An 18,997-nucleotide genomic window follows, 5' to 3' on the forward strand; every position below is an offset into this window, starting at 1 on the left:
TTCGTGCGAAAGGGATGGCGGATGCGCAGCAAGATCCTGGCCCTGCTTGCCGTTGGCAGCGGTCTCATCATGTCCATGACGGCATGCGGGGGCTCCGAGGGAGGCGACTCCGCCAAGCCGAGGGTCGGCGTGATCCTCCCCGAGACCGCGACCTCGGCCCGCTGGGAGGGCTTCGACAAGCCGCTGCTGCGCAAGGCCCTGGATGCCGAGGGCCTCGACGCCGACATCCAGAACGCGCAGGGCGATGTGCAGAAATTCAGCGCGCTGGCCGACGGCATGATCAACAAAGGGGTGAAGGCGCTGGTGATCGCCGCGCCCAACAGCGAGGTCGGCGCCGCGGTCGCCCGCAAGGCCGAGCAGCAGGGCATCCCCACCGTCGACTACGACCGCCTCAACCTGGGCGGCGTGTCGAAGTACTACGTCTCCTTCGACAACGTCAAGGTCGGCGAGCTTCAGGGCGAGGGCCTGGCGCAGGCGCTGGGCGACAAGCGAGGCGCCGAGGTGATCGAGATCGAGGGCGCTCCGACCGACAACAACGCCACCCTGTTCGCCGAGGGCCAGCGGAAGGTGCTGGGCCCCAAGTACGACGCGGGCGAGTACAAGCTGGTGCGCAGCCAGGCCATCGACGCCTGGGACAACCAGAAGGGCGGCCAGGTCTTCGAGCAGATCCTGACCGGCAACGGCCAGCGCGTGGACGGTGTGGTCGCCGCCAACGACGGCCTCGCGGGCGCGGTGATCACGGTGCTGAAGAAGTTCGGCCTCAACGGCAAGGTGCCGGTCACCGGCCAGGACGCCACCCCCGCCGGGCTCCAGGCGATCCTGCGCGGCGACCAGTACATGACGGTCTTCAAGCCCATCAAGCAGGAGGCCGAGGCCACCGCCAAGCTGGTCGCGGCCCTGGTCAAGGGCGACACCGCGGCCGCCGACGCGCTGGCGACCGGCAGCGTCCGGGACGACAAGGGCGGTCGGGACGTCAAGGCAGTGCTGCTGGAGGCGCAGCTGATCACCAAGGACGGCGTCAAGTCGGTCATCGACGCCGAGGCGGTGCAGGCGGCCGAGGTGTGCGTGGCCGAACTCGCCGACACCTGCGCCCAGCTGGGCATCAAGTAACGACACGGACCGGCGGTGGGTGCCCGCAGGGGGCGCCCACCGTCACCATTGGGAGGGACGCCGATGAGCGAGCCGATTCTGCGGCTGTCGGGCGTGAACAAGAGCTTCGGCCCGGTGCACGTACTGCACGATGTGGACTTCACCGTGCGAGCGGGGGAGGTCACCGCGCTGGTGGGGGACAACGGGGCTGGCAAGTCGACGCTGGTCAAGTGCATCGCGGGCATCCACCCGACCGACTCCGGCGAAGTGCTGTTCGCCGGGCGCCCGGTGCAGATCAACAGCCCCAAACAGGCCGCCGAACTGGGCATCGAGGTTGTCTACCAGGACCTCGCGCTGTGCGACAACCTCGACGTCGTGCAGAACATGTTCCTCGGCCGCGAACCAGGCAGGCACGGGCTGCTGGACGAGTCGAGCATGGAGACCGCGGCCCGCCAGACGCTGTCCTCGCTGTCGGTGCGCACGGTGAAGTCGGTGCGCACCCAGGTCTCGGCGTTGTCCGGCGGCCAGCGTCAGACCGTGGCCATCGCCAAGGCGGTGCTGTGGGACTCCAAGGTCGTGCTGCTGGACGAGCCGACCGCCGCGCTCGGTGTCGCGCAGACCCGGCAGGTGCTGGACCTGGTCCGCAGACTCGCCGAACAGGGCCTGGGCGTGGTGCTGATCAGCCACAACATGAACGACGTCTTCGAGGTCTCCGACCGGGTCGCCTGCCTGTACCTGGGGCGGATGGCGGCCGAACTGCCGATCAAGGACGTGACGCACGGCCAAGTCGTGGAGCTGATCACCGCGGGCCGCTCCGGCGACCTCGGCATCGCCCGCCCCGAAACCGCCGCGATCTAAAGAGAGACACCGATGACTTCCGCCTCAACCAAGGTCGCGATCACCGACTTCGGCATCGACACCACCTCCAAGCAGACCGGCGAGGTGCTGCGGGACTACGCGGCCCGCCTGCGCGGCGGCGAACTCGGCGCGCTGCCCGCCCTGCTCGGCCTGCTGGTCCTGCTGATCACCTTCGCGACGCTGTCCGACTCGTTCCTCACCCTCGGCAACCTGTCCAACCTGCTCGCTCAGGGCGCGGGCCGCACCATCATCGCGATGGGCCTGGTCTTCGTGCTGCTGCTCGGCGAGATCGACCTGTCCGCGGGCACCGCGTCCGGCGTCGCCGCCGCCGTGATGGCCCTGCACCTCGTGCAGGGCGGCAACCTGCAGGCGGGCATGGGCACATCGGTGTTCTGGCTGTTCTGCGGCACGCTGCTGGTCGCCGTCGTGCTCGCCGTGCTGCTGCGCATCTGGGCCGGCGCGCTGTTGTCCGCGGTGCCGCTGGTGATCGCGCTGCTCGGCCTGCCCGCGAACCCGTGGATCGAGATGCTGCTCGCGCTGTGCGTCGGCACCGCCATCGGCTGCCTCACCGGCTACCTGGTGTCCAAGGTGGGCATTCCGTCCTTTGTGGTCACCCTGGGCCTGTTCATGGCCTGGGGCGGGGTGGTCCTGCAACTCATCGGTCAGGGCGGCACGCTGGGCCTGCAGAACGAGGTGCTGTTCAAGGTGGCCAACGGCAACCTGAGCACCCTCGCAAGCTGGGTGCTGTTCGGGGTGTCGGCAGGTGGTTACGCGGCGATCGTGATCGCCAGGCACTTCGGCAGGCTGCGCAAGGGTCTGGTGGCGCCGCCGACGCTGTTGGTCGCGGTGAAGGTCGGCGCGGTCGTGGTGGCGGGCGGCGTCGCGACATACCTGCTGACGCTGAACCGCTCGGTGAACAAGCTCGTGCAGATCTCCGGTGTGCCCTACGTGGTGCCGATCGTGTTGGGGCTGCTGGTGGTCGGCACGCTCGTGCTGGACCGCACCCGCTTCGGCAGGCACATCTACGCCGTCGGCGGCAACGTGGAGGCGGCGCGCCGCGCGGGCGTGAACGTGCCGAAACTGCGGATGAGCGCGTTCGTGATCTGCTCCTCCGTCGCCGCACTGGGTGCGATCGTCTACTCGTCTAAGATCGGCTCGGTGGATCCGAACTCCGGCGGTGGCTACACCCTGCTGTTCGCGGTGGGTGCCGCGGTCATCGGGGGCACCTCGCTGTTCGGCGGACGCGGCAGGCTGCGCGACGCGGTGATCGGCGGCGCGGTGCTGGCCGTCATCGAGAACGGCCTCGGCCTGATGGAGCAGTCCGCCGCCGTGATCGCCATCGTCACCGGTCTCGTGCTGCTGCTCGCCGCGACGGTCGACGCGTTGTCCCGCCGCCGCGCCGCCGCCCGGTAGACCAGGTGACCAGCGCTCCGCTCGCGGGTGCCCGGCCGGACGAGGCACGCAGGCACAACAGGACCGCCGTGCTCCGCAAGCTGCACGTGGACGGCCCGTGCACCCGCGCGGCGCTGGCGGGCGAACTCGGCCTGAACCGCAGCACGATCAAGGCCCTCGTCGACGGTTTGGCCGAGGCGGGCCTGGTCGCCGAACGGGTGCCCGCCCAGCGCAGCGGCGCGGGCCGCCCGTCGCTGCTGGTGGTGCCGCAGCCGCAGTCGGCGGTGGTGATGGCCGTGGACATCCGCGTGGAGCAGGTCTACATGGCCATGGTCGGCGTCGGCGGCCAGATCCTGGGGCGGCACAGCTGGAACCTGCACCACCGGGCCCGCGACCCTGGCGAGGTGATCACGCACATCGTGGAGTCGGGCAGGCTGCTGGCCGACGAACTCGACGTGGTCGCCGTGGGCGCGGGGGTGTCCGTGCCCGGCGTGGTCCGCCGCTCCGACGGCATGGTGCACGAGGCGCCGAACCTGCACTGGACCGATGTGGCGCTGGGTTCGCGGCTGGCCGCGGTGCTGAAGATCCCGGTGCAGGTGGCCAACGACGCCGAACTCGGAGCGCTGGCCGAACATCTCCGCGGCGCCGCCCGCGGCTGTGCCGACACGGTGTACGTCTCCGCCGATGTCGGTGTCGGCGGCGGCGTGATCTCCGGTGGTCTCCCGCTGCGCGGCACCGGCGGCTACGTCGGCGAACTGGGTCACATGGTGGTTCGCCCCGACGGGCGCCGGTGTTATTGCGGCAGTTACGGGTGCTGGGAAACCGAGGTGGGCGAGGCGGCCCTGTGCCGGGCGCTTGGCCTGCCGGAGGATACCCCGCGCGGCACGGTGGTGGCCGAACTCAAGGCGCTGTCCTCGGTGGAGCGCCTCGGCGGCTTCACCGAATGGCTGGCGCTGGGGTTGGTGAACGTGGTGAACCTGCTCGGCCCCGAGCTTGTGGTGCTCGGTGACCTGTTCACCGCGCTGCCGCCGGGAACCGTGGCCGATGTCAGTGCCGCGGTGCAAAAGCGGAGCCTGGTGAGCAGGGCGGTGGGCGGCACGCGGATCGTGATCTCGCCGCTGGGTCGGGACGCGAAACTGATCGGCGCCGCGGAGCTGGCCTTCGAGCCGGTCCTCAGCACGATCTGACTCAGCGTGACGGGGTACCCGCTTCCGGGACCGATATCACGTGTTTTCTCTCTTTGTCCATCTTCTGAAATCAGATGCCGTGTTCGCTAGCAGAGAAACCGGGCATGTATTGACAACGGGCGGGGATTCATCGCAGAATCCCCGCCCGTTTTCGGTAGCTGTTCGCTCTCCGCGAAAATACATCGCGTACAAGCTTGGCGTATGTCAGCCGCCCACAATCCTGGCCGCGATCTCCCGCAGCCGTGGCTCGTGCTCGCGGGCGTGGTGCCCGCAGAACAGCAGCTCGCCACCGGACGTCAACACGGCTCGTACCTGCGCAGCAGCTCCGCAGCGGTCGCAGCGGTCGGATGCTGTCAGCTCGGGGCGGGTGAGCATTCCAGTCATGTGATTCTCCCTCCGTCCCGGCGGCCCTATGCCGCCTCGATCCTGCTACGACCACCGGCTGCATGGCATTCGGTGCTCGTGGGTTCCACTCTATGCAGACGAATGGCCATTCGTCATTGTTCCCATCCAACTCTTCGCCAACTGTGATGTTCAAATACCCGGATGCAGCAGCCCCAACCCCGGTTGCCCTAGGCATGTATCTGATGTCATATCGAACCGTGTCCGCTGCGTTGCGTAGTTCACCGGCACGGTACGTGCCCGCTCCCCTGCTTTTCGTAGTGGGTGGCCTCGCCCAATACGCAGGGGCAGCATTGGCCGTCGCGCTGTTTGCCCGAATCGCCCCGTTTGGGGTGGCTTGGCTCCGAGTATTGGCCGCCGCGATCCTGTTGCTGCTGTGGCGAAGGCCACCCGCGACCGCCTGGCGCGGCCGAAATCTGGCGCTCGCCGCGGTCTTCGGCGTCGTCACTGCGTTGATGAACGTCACCTTCTACGAGTCCATCGCCCGCCTACCCCTGGGCACCGCGGTCGCCATCGAATTCGTCGGCCCCATCGCCGTCGCGGCCCTTGGCTCCAGAACCCTCCGCGACCTCGCCGCACTCCTGCTCGTGATCGCGGGCGTGGCCCTGATCGCCGATGTCCAATGGGCAGGCAGCCCGCTCGGGGTGTTGCTGGCCCTGTTGGCCGCCGCGTTGTGGGCGGCCTACATCCTGCTGGGCAAACGCGTCGCGGACCGGGGGAGCGGCTTGGACGGCTTGGCGGTCGGTTTCGCCGTGGCCGCGGTCCTGCTCTCGCCGATGGCACTGGTCACCGGTCCGGTGTGGACCTCCGGCACGCTGGCGCTGATGGTCCTGGCGATGGGCTTTCTGTGCACGGTCGTCCCTTATGGACTGGATCAGGTGGTTCTCCGTCGCCTGGGCGCCGCCCGCTTCTCCCTGTTGTTGGCCCTGCTCCCGGTCACCGCCACTGTCATCGGCTTCGCGCTCCTGAACCAGCGCCCCACCGCTCCGGAGCTGATCGGCATCGCCTGCGTCGCGCTCGCCGTCACCGTTCGCAGCCGCGACGACACCCCGCCCCCGACCCCACCGGCCGAACCGAGCTGACGCGGAATAGTTCGACGTTCGCCAAACTTTATGGGAGGGAGACCGCCCGTCGATGGGAGCGAAACGTGGAGATCGGGAAGATCGGCGTCTGGAGTCCGATCTGGCTGTGGGACAAGCCCGAAGCCGTCGAGCAGGCCGCCCTGCTGGACGACCTCGGCTACGGCGCCCTGTGGATCGGCGGCGCCCCACCCGGCGACCTGGTCCTGGAGGAACGCCTCCTCGACGCCACCGAGCGCTTGGCCCTGGCAACCGGCATCCTCAACATCTGGACCGACCCGGCCGACCAGGTCGCGGAGTCCTTCCACCGCATCGAGTCCCGCCACCCCGGCCGCTTTCTGCTCGGCATCGGCTCCAGCCACCGCCCCTTGGTGGAACCCGCCGGGCACTCCTACGTGAAGCCCTACAGCCGCCTGGCGAGCTACCTGGACGAGTTGTCCACCGTGCCCACCGACCGCGTCGTACTGGCCGCCCTTGGCCCACGCACCGTCCGCCTGTCGGGGGAGCGGGCCGGGGGAGCGCACCCGTACCTGACCCCGCCCGAGCACACGGCGGAGGCCCGCCAGATCCTCGGCGAGGGTCCGCTGCTGGCACCGGAGCAGAAGATCGTCCTGGAAACGGACCCCACCCGCGCCCGCACCATCGCCCGCGACTACCTGGCCCGGTACCTGGCGCTGCCCAACTACACCAACAACTTCCTCCGCCTCGGCTTCACCGAAGACGACTTCCGCGACGGTGGCAGCGACCGCCTCGTCGACGCCACCTTCGCCTGGGGCACCGAGGACGCGGCCGTCCGCCGCGTCACCGAGCACCTGGCCGCGGGCGCCGACCACGTCTGCATCCAGATCGTCACCGAAGATGGCACCTTCGCCCCCGATCAGTTCCGTCGTCTCGCGCACGCTCTGCTGTCACCACGCTGAGAACCGGCCGGTGGCCCCACGACGGGCGGGGCCACCGGCCCGCGGACCTCAGATCGTGATGCGGGTGCCGTCGAAACGGGTCAGGCCGAACGAGGTGTCCTCATTGGTCACCATCGTCTGCTCCCGCAGGATGCCGATGGCGATCGACTCACCGAGCCGGATGGCCTCGCTGTCGTCGGTCCGCCAGTGCACGCCCGCCTCGCCGTTGCCCGCGTGCTGCGGCCACGTTCCTTTCGTCGCCGCGTCGGCCAGATCCACCCTCAACCGACGCGCGTCGGCACGGCGATCACTCATGTCTCCCCCTGTATCCCGGGGCACCGGGCGCGCGTTGGCCCGGGCCGCGTACTAAGCGCAGACGCGCCGGATGGGGGAAGGGGTTGTCTCGCTTGGAGGTATTCCCAACAGCTCTGTCAGCCACCGAAAACACTCGCGGGGCGCCCGAAGTCCGGGCGCCCCGCGAGTGGTCTGTGCCTAGTCCAGGTAGTCGCGCAGGACCTGGGAGCGGGACGGGTGGCGCAGCTTCGACATCGTCTTCGACTCGATCTGGCGGATGCGCTCACGCGTGACGCCGTAGACCTGGCCGATCTCGTCCAGGGTGCGGGGCTGGCCGTCCGTCAGGCCGAAGCGGAGGCGGACGACGCCCGCTTCGCGCTCGGACAGGGTGGCCAGGACCGACTGGAGCTGGTCCTGGAGGAGGGTGAACGACACCGCGTCGACCGCGACGACGGCCTCGGAGTCCTCGATGAAGTCGCCTAGCTGGCTGTCGCCCTCGTCGCCGATGGTCTGGTCAAGGGAGATGGGCTCACGCGCGTACTGCTGGATCTCCAGCACCTTCTCGGGCGTGATGTCCATTTCCTTTGCGAGTTCCTCCGGGGTCGGCTCGCGGCCGAGGTCCTGGAGCAGTTCGCGCTGGATGCGGCCGAGCTTGTTGATGACCTCGACCATGTGCACCGGTATGCGGATGGTGCGGGCCTGGTCGGCCATCGCGCGGGTGATCGCCTGCCGAATCCACCAGGTGGCGTACGTGGAGAACTTGTAGCCCTTGGTGTAGTCGAACTTCTCCACCGCGCGGATCAGACCCAGGTTGCCCTCCTGGATCAGGTCCAGGAAAGCCATGCCGCGGCCGGTGTAGCGCTTGGCCAGCGAGACCACCAGTCGGAGGTTGGCTTCCAGGAGGTGGTTCTTGGCGCGCTCGCCGTCCCGCACGATCCAGCGCAGGTCGCGGCGAAGCTGGGGGGAGAGCTTCTCGTTCTCGTCTTCGGCCTTGCGCACCCGCTCGGCGGCGTAGAGGCCGGCCTCGATGCGCTTGGCGAGCTCAACCTCTTCCTCGGCGTTGAGCAGCGCCACCTTGCCGATCTGCTTGAGGTAGGCGCGGACCGAGTCGGCGGAGGCGGTGAGCTCGGCGTCCTTGCGCGCCTGACGCAGCGCCTCGGACTCCTCCTCGTCCCAGACGAAGTCGCCGTCGGGCTTCTCCTCCTCGGCGGCGGGCTCCGGCTCCTCGACGATGTCCTCGCCGAGGTCGACGTCCTCGAGGTCCTCGGCGCCCGGCGCGTCCTCAAGCTCGACGGGCTCTTCGCCGTCGGCGCCCTTGGTGGTGGCCTTCTTGGCGGGCGCGGCCTTGCCTCCCGCCGCAGGCTTCTTGGCTGCGGCGGCGGGCTTGGCCTTGGTCGTCCGGCCGGTCGTCTTGGCGGGCGCCTTGCGTCCGGTTGACGTCACGGCAGCCTCGTCTTCTCCTGCGGCAGGCTTGGCCTTGCTCGCGGCCTTGGACTTGGCGCCGCCCGCGGCGGTACCCGAGCGTTTGGTTGCGGTGTCTGCGGCTGACACGTACGCCCTTTCGCGACGATCTAGGTGCGACTGGTGCCGGCTAGAGACCCAACCTCTGCCAGCCAGCTGTGCTTTAGGGGCCCGGAGACCGTTGTGGGATGAACATTTTCGTTCACGGTTCGGCGGGCGCTGTTCCATTGTAACCGCGTCAATCACGGGCCGTTGCGGCATGCGTACTCGTCAGCGTTTCGCGGCCGGAAATTTCTGCTGGCCACCGGGCTCAACGGGCGGTGAAACCCGAGGTGGGCTCCTCGCCCGCGCCGGTCAGGGCGGCCCGGGCGACACCGACGATGCCCGCGTCATTGCGCAGCGTCGCGGCCACCACCTTGCTCCGCACGTCCAGCAGGGGCAGCCACTTCTCCGACTTCTTGCTGACCCCGCCGCCGACGATGATCAGATCCGGCCAAATGGCCTTCTCCAGGGTGCGCAGGTAGCGCGACACCCGCTCCGACCACTCCTCCCAGGACAGGCCTTCGTCCTCCTTCGCGGAGGCGGCGGCGCGGGTCTCCGCGTCCTGGCCGGCCACCTCGAGGTGGCCGAACTCGGTGTTGGGCACCAGCACCCCGTCGATGAACACCGCACTGCCGATGCCGGTGCCGAAGGTCAGCAGCACGACCATGCCCTGCTCACCGACACCCGCACCGAAGGCCATCTCGGCGAGGCCCGCGGCGTCGGCGTCGTTGAGGACGGTGATCTCCTCGCGCGGGCGGCCCAGCCGGTCGGCGAACAGCGACGCGGCGTCGGTGCCGATCCAGCTCTTGTCCACGTTGGCGGCGGTGTAGGCGGTGCCCTGCTTCATGACGCAGGGCAGGGTGACCCCGACCGGACCCTTCCAGTCGAACTGGTCCACGATGTCGGCGACCACATCGGCCACCGCGTCGGGTGTCGACGGATGCGGGGTGGGGATGCGCAGCCGGTCGGTCGCCAGGTGCCCGCCATCCACGTCCACGGTGCAGCCCTTGATGCCAGAGCCGCCAATATCTACCCCGAAGCCCAGGGTGCCGGCCATCGCCAAGCCTTTCTGTCCCGGTCGTTCACCGATCCGCACGATCGAGTCCTTCGGATTCGATTCAGTACAGAATGCGCAGACACTACAGGGTGCATCTACCCCCGTGCGGGTGGCGCAGCTAACGACTGGATTCTGACGCGACTTCCCAAGGCGTGTGGTCGGATTGTGTCGTGTCGACGACGACTGCGCCCACAGAACTGCTCGATGTCGCCGTGACGGTCGCCCGGGAGGCCGCCGACCTGGTGCGCCGGATGCGCGCCGAGGCCACCCGAGCCGACGCGGTGGGTACCAAGAGCACCGAGACCGATGTCGTCACCGCCGCCGACACCGCCGCCGAGCGCCTGATCCGCGACCGCCTCGCCGACCTCCGCCCCGGCGAACCCGTCCTGGGCGAGGAAGAGGGCGGCACCGCCGACCTGGACGGCCTGCACTGGGTGGTCGACCCCATCGACGGCACCGTCAACTACCTCTACGGCTACCCCTGGTACGGCGTCTCCGTGGCCGCCCAACTCGACGGCGTCTCCATCGCGGGCACCGTCGTAGAACCCGCCTCCGGCCGCGTCTGGACCGCCGCCGCAGGAGCGGGCGCCTACCTCGACGGCGAACGTCTCCACGGCTCCGCCGCCACCCGCCTGGACCTCAGCCTGCTCGCCACCGGCTTCAGCTATCGCGAGGAACGCCGCCTCCGCCAAGCCGACCTGATCTCCACCCTGCTCCCACGCGTCCGCGACATCCGCCGAGGCGGCGCCGCGTCCCTAGACCTCTGCGCCGTAGCCGCGGGCTGGGTAGACGCCTACGTAGAACACGGCCTCTCCCGCTGGGACTGGGCAGCAGGCGCCCTGATCGCCGCCGAAGCAGGCGCCACCGTCCGCCTCCCCGACACCGACGACGACTTCGGCCAAGCCATCATCGCCACCGCCCCCGGCATAGCCGACGCCCTCCTCACCCACCTCCGCACCACCCCAATAGCCCAAATCTGACACCTTTTCCAGGCCATCTCGCCGCAATGCCCGCTCACCCCGCAATCCGCGTGGTGCGCCCCCGCGAGGTCACGATGTCGCCCCAGGGGGTCACGATGTCGCCCCAGGCGCGCATGAAGTCGCCCTAGGGACGTACGCATTCAAAGCAGCCCCCGATCTCCAACCTAGTCGGAGCCACCGACAGAGATTTACATCCAAAAAATTCGATTCAAGCTGTGCCTGCCCCTCTCCACAGTCCAAGCTGACAGTCCACGTCTCGACCATCGCGGTCTCGTCCACGCCGTCGTGGTCGGAGTCGGTGTTGGCCTTGTGATGGTCGAGCGCGGCGAGGTGGTCAGCCAGGTCCACTTCGACGAGGCCGTCGGCGGATGGGCAGTCCAGGCCTGCCAGCCCATGCCCGCAGTCCAAGCTGGCTGGCCTCATGCCGCAGACAGGTCTGCCGCCCTATGCCCGCGGTCCAAGCTGGCTGGCCTCATGCTGCAGACAGGCTTGCCGCCCATGCCGTGATGATCGGGAGGAGCGGAGTGGCGTTGTTCCGGATCGGGAGCGAGCGCCCTCCGGCGCGGTCTCGGGTGGGGGCTGGGCTCTGGCCACCGCGGTACTTGCTGGAGTGGCTGGAGTCGCCGCCTTGACCGCCCACGCCTCCGGGAGTGCCGCCGCCCAAGCTGGCAGGCCCCATGCCCGCGGACCAGGCTTGCCGCCCTACGCCCGCGGTCCAAACTGGCCCCATGCCCGCAGCGCCGCTCCTGGGGCTCCGGGAAGTTGATCTTGCTCTTTGACCTGCCCCTTTTGTCAGACCTGGCCTCTAGGCTGGAAATCGGGGGCGCTTCTGCTCCGCTGGCTCCCTGGGGTGTCATGGTGTTCGCCTGGGGCGACATCATGACGACGCAGGGGCGCATGATGCGGGTCTGGGGAGATTGGGGCGGGGGAGGCGTTCGGCCGATCGGGTGGGGTCAGCAGCGGACTTCGCGGGCGGCGGCGACGGCTTCAGGGCTGAGGGCCGAGGTGTCGGGGGCCGCGGCGTCGCCCGCGCCCTGGCCGCTGGCGATTTCGGCGAGGGTGTCCAGGATGCGGCGGGCCTTGCTGTTGGGCTTGATGTCGTCGAACTTCGTGCCCAGCGCCAGGTCGACGTTGGGGTCCTCGCGGTCGTCGCGGACGAGTTCGGCGCAGGGGACCACCACGCTGAGGGTGCGGGCCGCCGGTGCGCCGCCCTGGCCGAAGCGGATCTGGGCGTGGCAGGCCATGTCCTGTTTGGTGTAGATCGGGTCGTTGGTGGGGTCGCCCGCCTTGTTGAAGCCCAGGCTCATGAGCTCCTCGGCCACCATGGTGGCCTGGCCGCGCTTGCCGTTGGCGTTGAAGACCGTCATCTTGATGCCCGACGGCGCGATCAGCTCGGTGCCGTCCAGGCCGTTGGGCGGCAGCGGCTGGCCGACCTGGCTCGTGCCGGCGGGCGGAGCGCAGCGGATGGCTTCCTCGCTGTTGCTGCCCGCGCTGAACACCCGCCCCCAGACGAAGATCACCAGCAGCGCCAATGTGCCGAGCAGAATCAGCGCCGGTAGTTGCTTGCGCCGGTGGTACAACGAGGGCCCCCGTCCAGACACCGCCCGCTCCTTCGCGAGAAGAACCATTCCGACCGAACGGTCGTCACAAACGGCGCCACTGACCTGGCCGGACGCCTTGTGGTGGTAAGCCTATTCGCTGGCGGCGGATTTGCAGCCGGATTGATCGTCCGTGTCGCGGAGATGTCCCGGCGGTATGGCCCGATTGCACCGATTTCAGCGACGTGACCGACACCGCATAGCCACAGTCGAGTGACCAAGTGCGCGTTCGGGCCTACGGTGGGCTACCCTCTCGGCGCTCCAGAGCAGTGCAGAGCGGCGAGGAAGCGAAGAAGAATCGATTCCGCCGACTCCGTGCTTCTTGAGACTGCCGTCACTGCGAAGCCGGGCACAAACCGGGGCGCTGAGACGTTAAGCACCGCACGAACAAAACCACTCTTAAACACCTTGGGGTGAAGCACACGATGGCGACCGACTACGACGCTCCGCGCCGCAGCCAGGAGGACGAACTGGCTGAGGACTCCCTCGAGGAGCTCAAGGCGCGGCGCAACGAAACGCAGTCCGGGGTGGTCGACGTCGACACCGACGCACCGGACGAGACCTTCGAGCTGCCCGGCGCCGACCTTTCCGGCGAGGAACTCCAGGTCAGGGTTGTGCCCAAGCAGGAGGACGAGTTCACCTGCTCGCGCTGTTTCCTGGTCTACCACCGCAGCAGGCTGGCCTCGGAACGCAACGGCCAGCCCATCTGCCAGGACTGCGACTGACAACCAGTCGTGGCGGCCTCGTCCGGGCTCTCCCCAGCCGAGAACGAAGCCGCCACCACTGGTTGTGAGCACGGCGACCCGGCCGTGTCAGCACGGCTGGGCTCGCGTTTCTTCAGTGGCCGCGCGCCCGATTCAGGGCGTCGACCAGCTCATCGGCGGACCGCACGCTGAACAGCCAGTACGGCGTCGGATCCGCCGGGTCGGTGAGTTCGACCCGCACCATGGGCCCCACCCACGGCCGGTGGTTGACGAACGCCGCCGGGTCAAGCTCGCGGCCCATCGCGTAGCGCTTGCGCTCCTTGGGCACCACGCTCACCTCGCCGAGAAACCGCAGCGGCACATGCGCCTCGCCGACCCACAGCTCCCCGCCTGCCAGTCGGACCCTCGTCCGCCCCAGCCACCACATGGTCAGCGCGGCCAGCGGCAGCAGGATCACGTAGGGCAGCCAGGACCGCACGCCCGGATATCCCATGTGCACCTCGGCGGCGAGCAGCCCGGCCGCGAGCAGCGGCAGCGGCCAGCCCCACCACGGCACGGACTGCCGCTGGTCGAAGAAGACGGTTTCCCCGGCGGAACCGGATTGCGCTGCGGTTGGGCCCTCGGTCACGAGTGCCAGCGTAATTCCGGGTAATCTCGCCGCCCGTGGCAGGCCTTGAGGTAGCTCTTGCCCGGCTCGACCCCGAAGTGCCGTTACCCGCCTATGCGCGCAGCGGTGACGCCGGAGTCGACCTGGTGACGACGACGGATGTGCGACTGGACCCCGGCGAACGCTCGGTGGTGGGCACGGGCATAGCGATCGCCCTGCCTGTTGGCTATGCGGGGTTCGTGCACCCGCGCTCCGGACTCGCGGCGCGGGCCGGGCTCAGCGTGGTGAACACCCCCGGCACCATCGATTCCGGCTACCGTGGCGAGATCCGCGTCTGCCTGATCAACCACGACCCACGTGAGCCGCTGGTGCTGCATCGCGGTGACCGCATCGCGCAACTGGTGGTGCAGCGGGTCGAGCAGGTGGTATTTCGTGAAGTAGAGCAACTTCCCGGGTCCGAACGCGGCGCGGGCGGGTATGGCTCAACGGGCGGGCACCACAGTTTGGCGAATCCGGTCGCCGTGGGCGCCGAGGGTACGGAGGACTAGGCGAAATGTTCGGCAAGCGTCGACAGCGGGGTCGGCATCGGGTCACCCGCAGCGCGGAGAGCTTCACGCCCCAGTGGGCGCAGCTCCGCTACGCCGATGAGGCCGACCAGGAGGAGTTCGACGAGACCTTCGGGCCCTTCGACGAGTCCGAGGTCCCCGACGACAACCTCGCGCGCCTGGACCTCGGTTCGGTGCGGGTACCGGTGCCCGACGGAGCTCAGCTTCAAGTTGAGGTTGACCCCGGCGGCCCGGTGCGGGCCGTGCACATCCTTACCCCGATCGGGCGGCTGACGGTGAGCGCGTTCGCCGCGCCCCGCACCTCGCAGCTGTGGCCCGAGGTATGCACCGAGTTGGTGCAGCAGCTTCGGGAGGACGGCGCCAGGGTCTTCACCGAGGGCGGCGACTGGGGCAGCGAGGTGGTGGCCTCGTCCCCGCAGGTCGCACTCCGTTTCGTCGGCGTCGACGGCCCCCGCTGGCTGCTCCGCGGCGTGGCCGCGGGCCCCGTCCAGCACGCCGCCGCACTCACCGACAAGCTCCGCGAGATCGTCCGCAACACGGTGGTCGCCCGCGGCGTCGAACCCCTCCCGGTTCGCACCCCGCTCCCGCTCCAGCTCCCCGAGCCCATCGCCTCCCACATCGCCCAGGGCCAGGAAGGCCCCGTCGACGCCTGAGGCCGTGGACGGGGTCACCGCAGGTGCCAAGTCGCTGGCGGGTGGTAACGAATTGTTGGCACCAAACGATAGTTGTGGCGGCTGCTACATATGGAGGGCTTACTCAGCCCGTGCGCGCGGTTAGTCTGGGAGGCGCACGGGCTGCTGGTGTGCGGCCCTCCGAGCGCACAGGAGTGCGTCATGGGTGGCACGGGCGGCTACTGGAGCCGGATGTTGCGCCGCTTGACCAGCGACGTTTCCGAGCTTGACGCCGACGACCTGTCGCGCCAGGCCGATGAGCTGGGCTGTCGCAGAGCCAGCGAGTGCCGGTCCGGCGAAGAGGTGACCGTGCTCGGGCGTCTGCGCACGGTGGATCTTTCCCCCCGCGACGCGGCCGCCACGCTCAAGGCCGAACTGTTCGACGGCACCGAGGGCGTGACCCTGGTGTGGTTGGGGCGACGCAGAATTCCGGGCATCGAGCCTGGGCGTACGATCAAGGCCCGCGGCAGGATGGCTGTCCGGGATGGGCGCAAAGTCCTTTACAACCCCTATTACGAGTTGCAGACCACATCGTGAGTGAATCCTTGGCTGAGAACCGACCTGTCGACAAGGTCAATCCGACCATGCTGGAGCAGATGGGGGGCGTCTCCGGCCTGGTCTACTCGTCGGTGCCGATCATCGTCTTCATCCTGGCCAACACCATCGCCGGGCTGACCTGGGCGATCTGGACCGCGATCGGCGTCGCGGTCGGCATCACGCTCTGGCGGCTGATCCGCAAAGAGCCGATCCAGCCCGCGATCTCCGGCCTCTTCGGTGTCGGCATCGCCGCGTTCATCGCCTACCGGACCGGCTCGGCCAAGGGGTTCTTCCTCTTCGGCATCTGGGTCAGCCTGGTCTACGGCGGCGCGTTCCTGCTGTCCACGCTGGTGCGCTGGCCGCTGGTCGGCGTGGCCTGGTCGGCGTTGAACGGCTCCGGCTTCGCCTGGCGCCGCAACCGCGCCGCGACGCTGCGCTACGACATCGCGACGCTGTGCTGGACGCTGGTGTTCGCCGCGCGCTACATCGTGCAGCGCTGGCTCTACGACGCGGGCGAGGTCGGCTGGCTGGGCATCGCCAAGATCGCGATGGGCACGCCGCTGACCATTCTCGCCGCCGCCGTCACGGTATGGGCCGTGGCCAGTGTCACCAAGATCATGAAGCGCGAGGACGAGGAGCGCGAGCGCACGCTCGCCGCCGAGGCCTCGCTGCGGCAGGCCGAGGACGAGATGCTCCAGGAACTGGCCGATCCGGCCAAGGCCAAGCAGCAGGAACACGGCAAGCTGTCCTGATCCCGACACCTTCCGCGGCCCCTGACCGGCGCTGACCCCGCTTCACTCGTTTGCGCCGGCAACCTCCAGGCCCCGTGTGACGTCTGTTACGCACAGACTGCTCATGGGGGTACGCAATGGTTTTTCGACGAACACTCACGCTTGTCCTGGCGTGCCTTGCCCTGCTCGCCCCGGTTGCCGCGTCCGGCGCGGCGCCGACCTCGGAACCCGGCGCCACCAAGCTGACAGCCCTGTTCCAGGGCTATACGTGTGCCGACCTGCCGGGCACCGGTCCCGGCAGGCTGGACGGCCCGGTGGTGCTCTCCAGCTGTACCACCGAGGCCGACAACCAGTACTGGCAGCTGATCTACCAACTCGACAACAGCTTCGCGTTGCGCAACGTCTCCGACGGCCTGTGCATGGACCTGCCGTTCTACGACCCGGTGCCGGAGGGCACCAAGGTCACCGAGTACCACTGCCGGATCGGCACGGGCGACAACCAGATGTTCGTCGCCCGCCGCGTGATGATGGGTGGCTACTACCTGATCCACGTCAAGACCGGCTTCTGCCTGTGGCACCGGTCCGATGGCAACGCCCGCCCGCTGGCGCTCGAACGCTGTGGTGAATACACCCGCTGGTACTAAAAGCTTCTTGGGGGAAGCCATGATCAATCACCGCGCCGCCGTCGCGGCGGTCCTGCTCACCGTTCCGCTGCTGCTCGCCGCCGCGAGCCCGACCGCCTCCATCGCCCAAGCTCCGGTCGCCTCGGCCGAGTTGCTGCTGAAGAACACCACGACCGGCCTGTGCGCCGACCTGCCCGGCTTCGGCCCGGGCACGGTGGACGGCCCGGTCAACCAGTACCACTGCACACCCGGAGCCGGGGACAACCAGCGCTGGCAGCTGCTGGGCAACCTGTGGGGCAAATTCCTGATCCGCAACACCGCCGACGGACTGTGCATGGACCTGCCGGAGTACGGCTCGGTCCCGGCGGGCACGCCGGTCAGCGAGTACCACTGCCGGGACACCCCCGAGGACAACCAGTTCTTCGTCTCCTGGGAGAACCCCTCGGGCGGCCGCTACCTGCGGCACGACGCGAGCGGGCTCTGCCTCGGCGTGGCCGCTCCGGGCGGGCCGGACGCCCGACTCGTCCTGGAGGAATGCGACCCGGCTGACGACCACGGCTGGACCTCGGCCTGAGAACTGGACTTCTGTTCTTGGCAACGGATTGTGAACAGCTCATTTCCGATCCGTTACCGGAGATTGTTTCAGGTGCTCTCGCCTGTACGTGCACCGCGACACCATGCTGGAAGCCTGCTTCCGGGGGAGGCAGTCAAGACGAGGGGAATCACGACGGGCGCCGAGCGATCCTGTGGCACTGCTCGACGCACGATGATCGGTAGTGTCCTGCCGAGGTTGGTGCGGCTCGTGCTCGGGCGAGCCGCACCAATCCGTATCAGGACAGCTCCACGCCCTCCAGGGCCTGCTTGATCTCGTCCTCCACATCGGCCGATGCCACGAACAGCAGTTCGTCGCCCGCCTCCAGCGGGTCGTCGGGCTGCGGCACGATCACCCGGCCGCCGCGCAGGATCGTGACCAGCGCGGAGTCCGCGGGCAGCCGCAGGTCCTGCACCGAACGCCCGGCCAGCGGGGTGTCCTCGGGCAGCGTCACCTCGACCAGGTTGGCCTGGCCCTGCCGCAGCGTCAGCAGCCGCACCAGGTCGCCGACGCTGACCGCCTCCTCGACCATGGCGGCCAGCATGCGCGGCGTCGACACCGCGACGTCCACGCCCCAGGCCTCGCTGAACAGCCACTCGTTGCGCGGGTCGTTCACCCGCGCGACGACGCGGCGCACCGCGAACTCCGTCTTGGCCAGCAGCGACACCACCAGGTTGACCTTGTCGTCGCCGGTGGCCGCGATGACCACATCGCACAGCTCGATTCCGGCTTCCTCCAGGGAGGACAGCTCGCAGGCGTCGGCGTGTACCCACTCGGCCTGCTCCACCGACTGCGGGTCGAAGTGCTCCTGGTCGCGCTCGATCAGCATGACCTGGTGCTTGTTGCCGATCAGCTCGCTGGCGATGGACCGGCCGACCGCGCCTGCCCCCGCGATGGCAACCCTCATTGCCCCTCCTCCGGCGCGACGCCCGCCGCGGCCGCGACGTCGGTGATCGTGCCGGACAGCGCCGCCACGTAGACCAGGTCGTCGGCCTGGATGACCGCCTTGGGCTCGGGCAGCACACCGGTGCCGAAGCGCATGATGAACGCCACCCGGCTGCCGGTGGCGGCCTCCAGTTCGGTGACGCGCCTGCCGATCCAGTCGTCGTGCACCGGAAGCTGCATCACCGCCACGGTGCCGGACGGGTCGCGCCATTCGGTGGCCACCCCGTCGGGCAGCAGCATCCGCAGGAACCGGTCGGTGGTCCACGGCACGGTCGCCACGGTGGGGATGCCCAGCCGCTCGTAGACCGCCGCTCTCTTCGCGTCGTAGATCCTGGCCACCACGTGGTGGATGCCGAAGGTCTCCCGCGCCACCCGCGCGGAGATGATGTTGGAGTTGTCACCGTTGGACACCGCCGCGAACGCACCCGCCCGCTCGATGCCCGCCTTGATCAGCACTTCCCGGTGATACCCCTGGCCGACGATCTGCTGACCGTGGAAATCGCTGCCCAGCCTGCGGAAGGACGTGGCGCTCTTGTCGATCACCGCCACCTGGTGCCCGAGCCGCTCCAACGCCTTGGCCAGCGATGCTCCCACGCGACCGCAGCCCATGATCACGACGTGCACGTCGCCTCCTTGCTCCCTTCGGGCGGGGAAACCGTACCTCTCGGTGGGGTGATCTGTCT

22 protein-coding genes are annotated in these 18,997 nt (G+C 68.9%); 14 read left to right on the forward strand and 8 right to left on the reverse strand.

Annotated elements, in window-relative coordinates:
- Positions 1-21: 21 nt before the first annotated feature.
- From ACU6XJ_RS19450 to ACU6XJ_RS19465, 4 genes are all read left to right on the forward strand, one after another.
- Positions 22-1,110, forward strand: coding sequence for a sugar ABC transporter substrate-binding protein (locus ACU6XJ_RS19450; protein WP_476313424.1), 1,089 nt, complete (start codon positions 22-24; stop codon positions 1,108-1,110).
- 63 nt (positions 1,111-1,173) lie between these two features.
- Positions 1,174-1,947, forward strand: a complete 774-nt coding sequence (locus tag ACU6XJ_RS19455; protein ID WP_476313427.1) for an ATP-binding cassette domain-containing protein — start codon at positions 1,174-1,176, stop codon at positions 1,945-1,947.
- A 12-nt stretch (positions 1,948-1,959) separates the two neighbouring features.
- Complete coding sequence (locus tag ACU6XJ_RS19460; RefSeq protein ID WP_476313430.1) at positions 1,960-3,360, forward strand: sugar ABC transporter permease; 1,401 nt, start codon at positions 1,960-1,962, stop codon at positions 3,358-3,360.
- A 5-nt stretch (positions 3,361-3,365) separates the two neighbouring features.
- A complete protein-coding gene (locus tag ACU6XJ_RS19465) occupies positions 3,366-4,526 on the forward strand; it encodes an ROK family protein (RefSeq protein ID WP_476313432.1) in 1,161 nt (386 codons plus the stop codon).
- Between the two features lie 204 nt (positions 4,527-4,730).
- On the opposite strand, the gene ACU6XJ_RS19470 is transcribed toward ACU6XJ_RS19465, so the two are convergent.
- Positions 4,731-4,910 (reverse strand): DUF7455 domain-containing protein, encoded by a 180-nt coding sequence (locus tag ACU6XJ_RS19470; protein ID WP_476313434.1) that lies wholly within the window; start codon positions 4,908-4,910, stop codon positions 4,731-4,733.
- A 203-nt stretch (positions 4,911-5,113) separates the two neighbouring features.
- On the opposite strand from ACU6XJ_RS19470, the gene ACU6XJ_RS19475 reads away from it, so the two are divergent.
- Both ACU6XJ_RS19475 and ACU6XJ_RS19480 read left to right on the forward strand, forming a co-directional pair.
- A complete protein-coding gene (locus ACU6XJ_RS19475; protein WP_476313437.1) occupies positions 5,114-6,010 on the forward strand; it encodes an EamA family transporter in 897 nt (298 codons plus the stop codon).
- Positions 6,011-6,075: 65 nt separating this feature from the next.
- The gene (locus ACU6XJ_RS19480) at positions 6,076-6,927 is read left to right on the forward strand and encodes an LLM class F420-dependent oxidoreductase (RefSeq protein ID WP_476313440.1); all 852 of its coding nucleotides are present in this window, start codon (positions 6,076-6,078) and stop codon (positions 6,925-6,927) included.
- Between the two features lie 48 nt (positions 6,928-6,975).
- Here the strand turns inward: ACU6XJ_RS19480 and ACU6XJ_RS19485 are convergent, their stop codons facing one another.
- The 3 genes from ACU6XJ_RS19485 to ppgK all read right to left on the reverse strand — a co-directional run bounded on the left by ACU6XJ_RS19485 (position 6,976) and on the right by ppgK (position 9,760).
- On the reverse strand, positions 6,976-7,221 hold the full coding sequence (locus ACU6XJ_RS19485; protein WP_476313443.1) for a hypothetical protein: 246 nt from the start codon (positions 7,219-7,221) through the stop codon (positions 6,976-6,978).
- A 177-nt stretch (positions 7,222-7,398) separates the two neighbouring features.
- Positions 7,399-8,817 (reverse strand): RNA polymerase sigma factor, encoded by a 1,419-nt coding sequence (locus tag ACU6XJ_RS19490; RefSeq protein ID WP_476314097.1) that lies wholly within the window; start codon positions 8,815-8,817, stop codon positions 7,399-7,401.
- A 154-nt stretch (positions 8,818-8,971) separates the two neighbouring features.
- Positions 8,972-9,760, reverse strand: coding sequence for a polyphosphate--glucose phosphotransferase (gene ppgK / locus ACU6XJ_RS19495; RefSeq protein WP_476313445.1), 789 nt, complete (start codon positions 9,758-9,760; stop codon positions 8,972-8,974).
- A gap of 170 nt (positions 9,761-9,930) precedes the next feature.
- Between ppgK and ACU6XJ_RS19500 the strand changes: the two genes are divergently transcribed.
- Positions 9,931-10,740, forward strand: a complete 810-nt coding sequence (locus tag ACU6XJ_RS19500) for an inositol monophosphatase family protein (RefSeq protein WP_476313448.1) — start codon at positions 9,931-9,933, stop codon at positions 10,738-10,740.
- A gap of 953 nt (positions 10,741-11,693) precedes the next feature.
- Here the strand turns inward: ACU6XJ_RS19500 and cei are convergent.
- The gene (gene cei / locus ACU6XJ_RS19505; protein WP_476313450.1) at positions 11,694-12,341 is read right to left on the reverse strand and encodes an envelope integrity protein Cei; all 648 of its coding nucleotides are present in this window, start codon (positions 12,339-12,341) and stop codon (positions 11,694-11,696) included.
- Positions 12,342-12,763: 422 nt separating this feature from the next.
- Between cei and ACU6XJ_RS19510 the strand changes: the two genes are divergently transcribed.
- Positions 12,764-13,063 (forward strand): DUF4193 domain-containing protein, encoded by a 300-nt coding sequence (locus tag ACU6XJ_RS19510; protein WP_476314099.1) that lies wholly within the window; start codon positions 12,764-12,766, stop codon positions 13,061-13,063.
- A gap of 112 nt (positions 13,064-13,175) precedes the next feature.
- Here the strand turns inward: ACU6XJ_RS19510 and ACU6XJ_RS19515 are convergent, their stop codons facing one another.
- Positions 13,176-13,670, reverse strand: coding sequence for a DUF3093 domain-containing protein (locus ACU6XJ_RS19515; protein ID WP_476313453.1), 495 nt, complete (start codon positions 13,668-13,670; stop codon positions 13,176-13,178).
- Between the two features lie 35 nt (positions 13,671-13,705).
- Between ACU6XJ_RS19515 and dut the strand changes: the two genes are divergently transcribed.
- From dut to ACU6XJ_RS19545, 6 genes are all read left to right on the forward strand, one after another.
- Positions 13,706-14,197: a dUTP diphosphatase gene (gene dut / locus ACU6XJ_RS19520; RefSeq protein ID WP_476313455.1), complete on the forward strand. Its 492-nt coding sequence runs from the start codon at positions 13,706-13,708 to the stop codon at positions 14,195-14,197.
- A 5-nt stretch (positions 14,198-14,202) separates the two neighbouring features.
- On the forward strand, positions 14,203-14,868 hold the full coding sequence (locus ACU6XJ_RS19525) for a DUF3710 domain-containing protein (protein WP_476313457.1): 666 nt from the start codon (positions 14,203-14,205) through the stop codon (positions 14,866-14,868).
- A gap of 180 nt (positions 14,869-15,048) precedes the next feature.
- Positions 15,049-15,423 carry an OB-fold nucleic acid binding domain-containing protein gene (locus ACU6XJ_RS19530; RefSeq protein WP_476313459.1) on the forward strand — a complete coding sequence of 125 codons (375 nt, stop codon included), beginning with the start codon at positions 15,049-15,051 and terminating at the stop codon, positions 15,421-15,423.
- Positions 15,424-15,470: 47 nt separating this feature from the next.
- Entirely contained in the window at positions 15,471-16,175 is a 705-nt protein-coding gene (locus tag ACU6XJ_RS19535) for a DUF3159 domain-containing protein (protein WP_476314101.1), read from the forward strand.
- Between the two features lie 116 nt (positions 16,176-16,291).
- Complete coding sequence (locus ACU6XJ_RS19540) at positions 16,292-16,798, forward strand: RICIN domain-containing protein (protein ID WP_476313461.1); 507 nt, start codon at positions 16,292-16,294, stop codon at positions 16,796-16,798.
- A gap of 19 nt (positions 16,799-16,817) precedes the next feature.
- On the forward strand, positions 16,818-17,351 hold the full coding sequence (locus tag ACU6XJ_RS19545) for an RICIN domain-containing protein (RefSeq protein ID WP_476313463.1): 534 nt from the start codon (positions 16,818-16,820) through the stop codon (positions 17,349-17,351).
- A gap of 256 nt (positions 17,352-17,607) precedes the next feature.
- Here the strand turns inward: ACU6XJ_RS19545 and ACU6XJ_RS19550 are convergent, their stop codons facing one another.
- Both ACU6XJ_RS19550 and ACU6XJ_RS19555 read right to left on the reverse strand, forming a co-directional pair.
- Positions 17,608-18,276, reverse strand: coding sequence for a potassium channel family protein (locus ACU6XJ_RS19550; protein WP_476313464.1), 669 nt, complete (start codon positions 18,274-18,276; stop codon positions 17,608-17,610).
- Positions 18,273-18,938, reverse strand: a complete 666-nt coding sequence (locus tag ACU6XJ_RS19555; protein WP_476313466.1) for a potassium channel family protein — start codon at positions 18,936-18,938, stop codon at positions 18,273-18,275. Before ACU6XJ_RS19555 ends, ACU6XJ_RS19550 begins: the two co-directional genes overlap by 4 nt.
- Positions 18,939-18,997: the final 59 nt, after the last annotated feature.

Source organism: Actinorectispora metalli (assembly GCF_056323685.1).

What these genes read in the sequence shown, in the direction of transcription:
- ACU6XJ_RS19550 (WP_476313464.1), bottom strand. Translation starts at nt 18,276, where the DNA reads ATGAGGGTTGCCATCGCGGGGGCAGGCGCGGTCGGCCGGTCCATCGCC.
- ACU6XJ_RS19545 (WP_476313463.1), top strand. Translation starts at nt 16,818, where the DNA reads ATGATCAATCACCGCGCCGCCGTCGCGGCGGTCCTGCTCACCGTTCCG.
- ACU6XJ_RS19510 (WP_476314099.1), top strand. Translation starts at nt 12,764, where the DNA reads ATGGCGACCGACTACGACGCTCCGCGCCGCAGCCAGGAGGACGAACTG.
- ACU6XJ_RS19525 (WP_476313457.1), top strand. Translation starts at nt 14,203, where the DNA reads ATGTTCGGCAAGCGTCGACAGCGGGGTCGGCATCGGGTCACCCGCAGC.
- ppgK (WP_476313445.1), bottom strand. Translation starts at nt 9,760, where the DNA reads ATGGCCGGCACCCTGGGCTTCGGGGTAGATATTGGCGGCTCTGGCATC.
- ACU6XJ_RS19455 (WP_476313427.1), top strand. Translation starts at nt 1,174, where the DNA reads ATGAGCGAGCCGATTCTGCGGCTGTCGGGCGTGAACAAGAGCTTCGGC.
- ACU6XJ_RS19540 (WP_476313461.1), top strand. Translation starts at nt 16,292, where the DNA reads ATGGTTTTTCGACGAACACTCACGCTTGTCCTGGCGTGCCTTGCCCTG.
- ACU6XJ_RS19460 (WP_476313430.1), top strand. Translation starts at nt 1,960, where the DNA reads ATGACTTCCGCCTCAACCAAGGTCGCGATCACCGACTTCGGCATCGAC.
- ACU6XJ_RS19470 (WP_476313434.1), bottom strand. Translation starts at nt 4,910, where the DNA reads ATGACTGGAATGCTCACCCGCCCCGAGCTGACAGCATCCGACCGCTGC.
- ACU6XJ_RS19535 (WP_476314101.1), top strand. Translation starts at nt 15,471, where the DNA reads ATGCTGGAGCAGATGGGGGGCGTCTCCGGCCTGGTCTACTCGTCGGTG.
- ACU6XJ_RS19485 (WP_476313443.1), bottom strand. Translation starts at nt 7,221, where the DNA reads ATGAGTGATCGCCGTGCCGACGCGCGTCGGTTGAGGGTGGATCTGGCC.
- ACU6XJ_RS19450 (WP_476313424.1), top strand. Translation starts at nt 22, where the DNA reads ATGCGCAGCAAGATCCTGGCCCTGCTTGCCGTTGGCAGCGGTCTCATC.
- ACU6XJ_RS19475 (WP_476313437.1), top strand. Translation starts at nt 5,114, where the DNA reads ATGTCATATCGAACCGTGTCCGCTGCGTTGCGTAGTTCACCGGCACGG.
- ACU6XJ_RS19530 (WP_476313459.1), top strand. Translation starts at nt 15,049, where the DNA reads ATGGGTGGCACGGGCGGCTACTGGAGCCGGATGTTGCGCCGCTTGACC.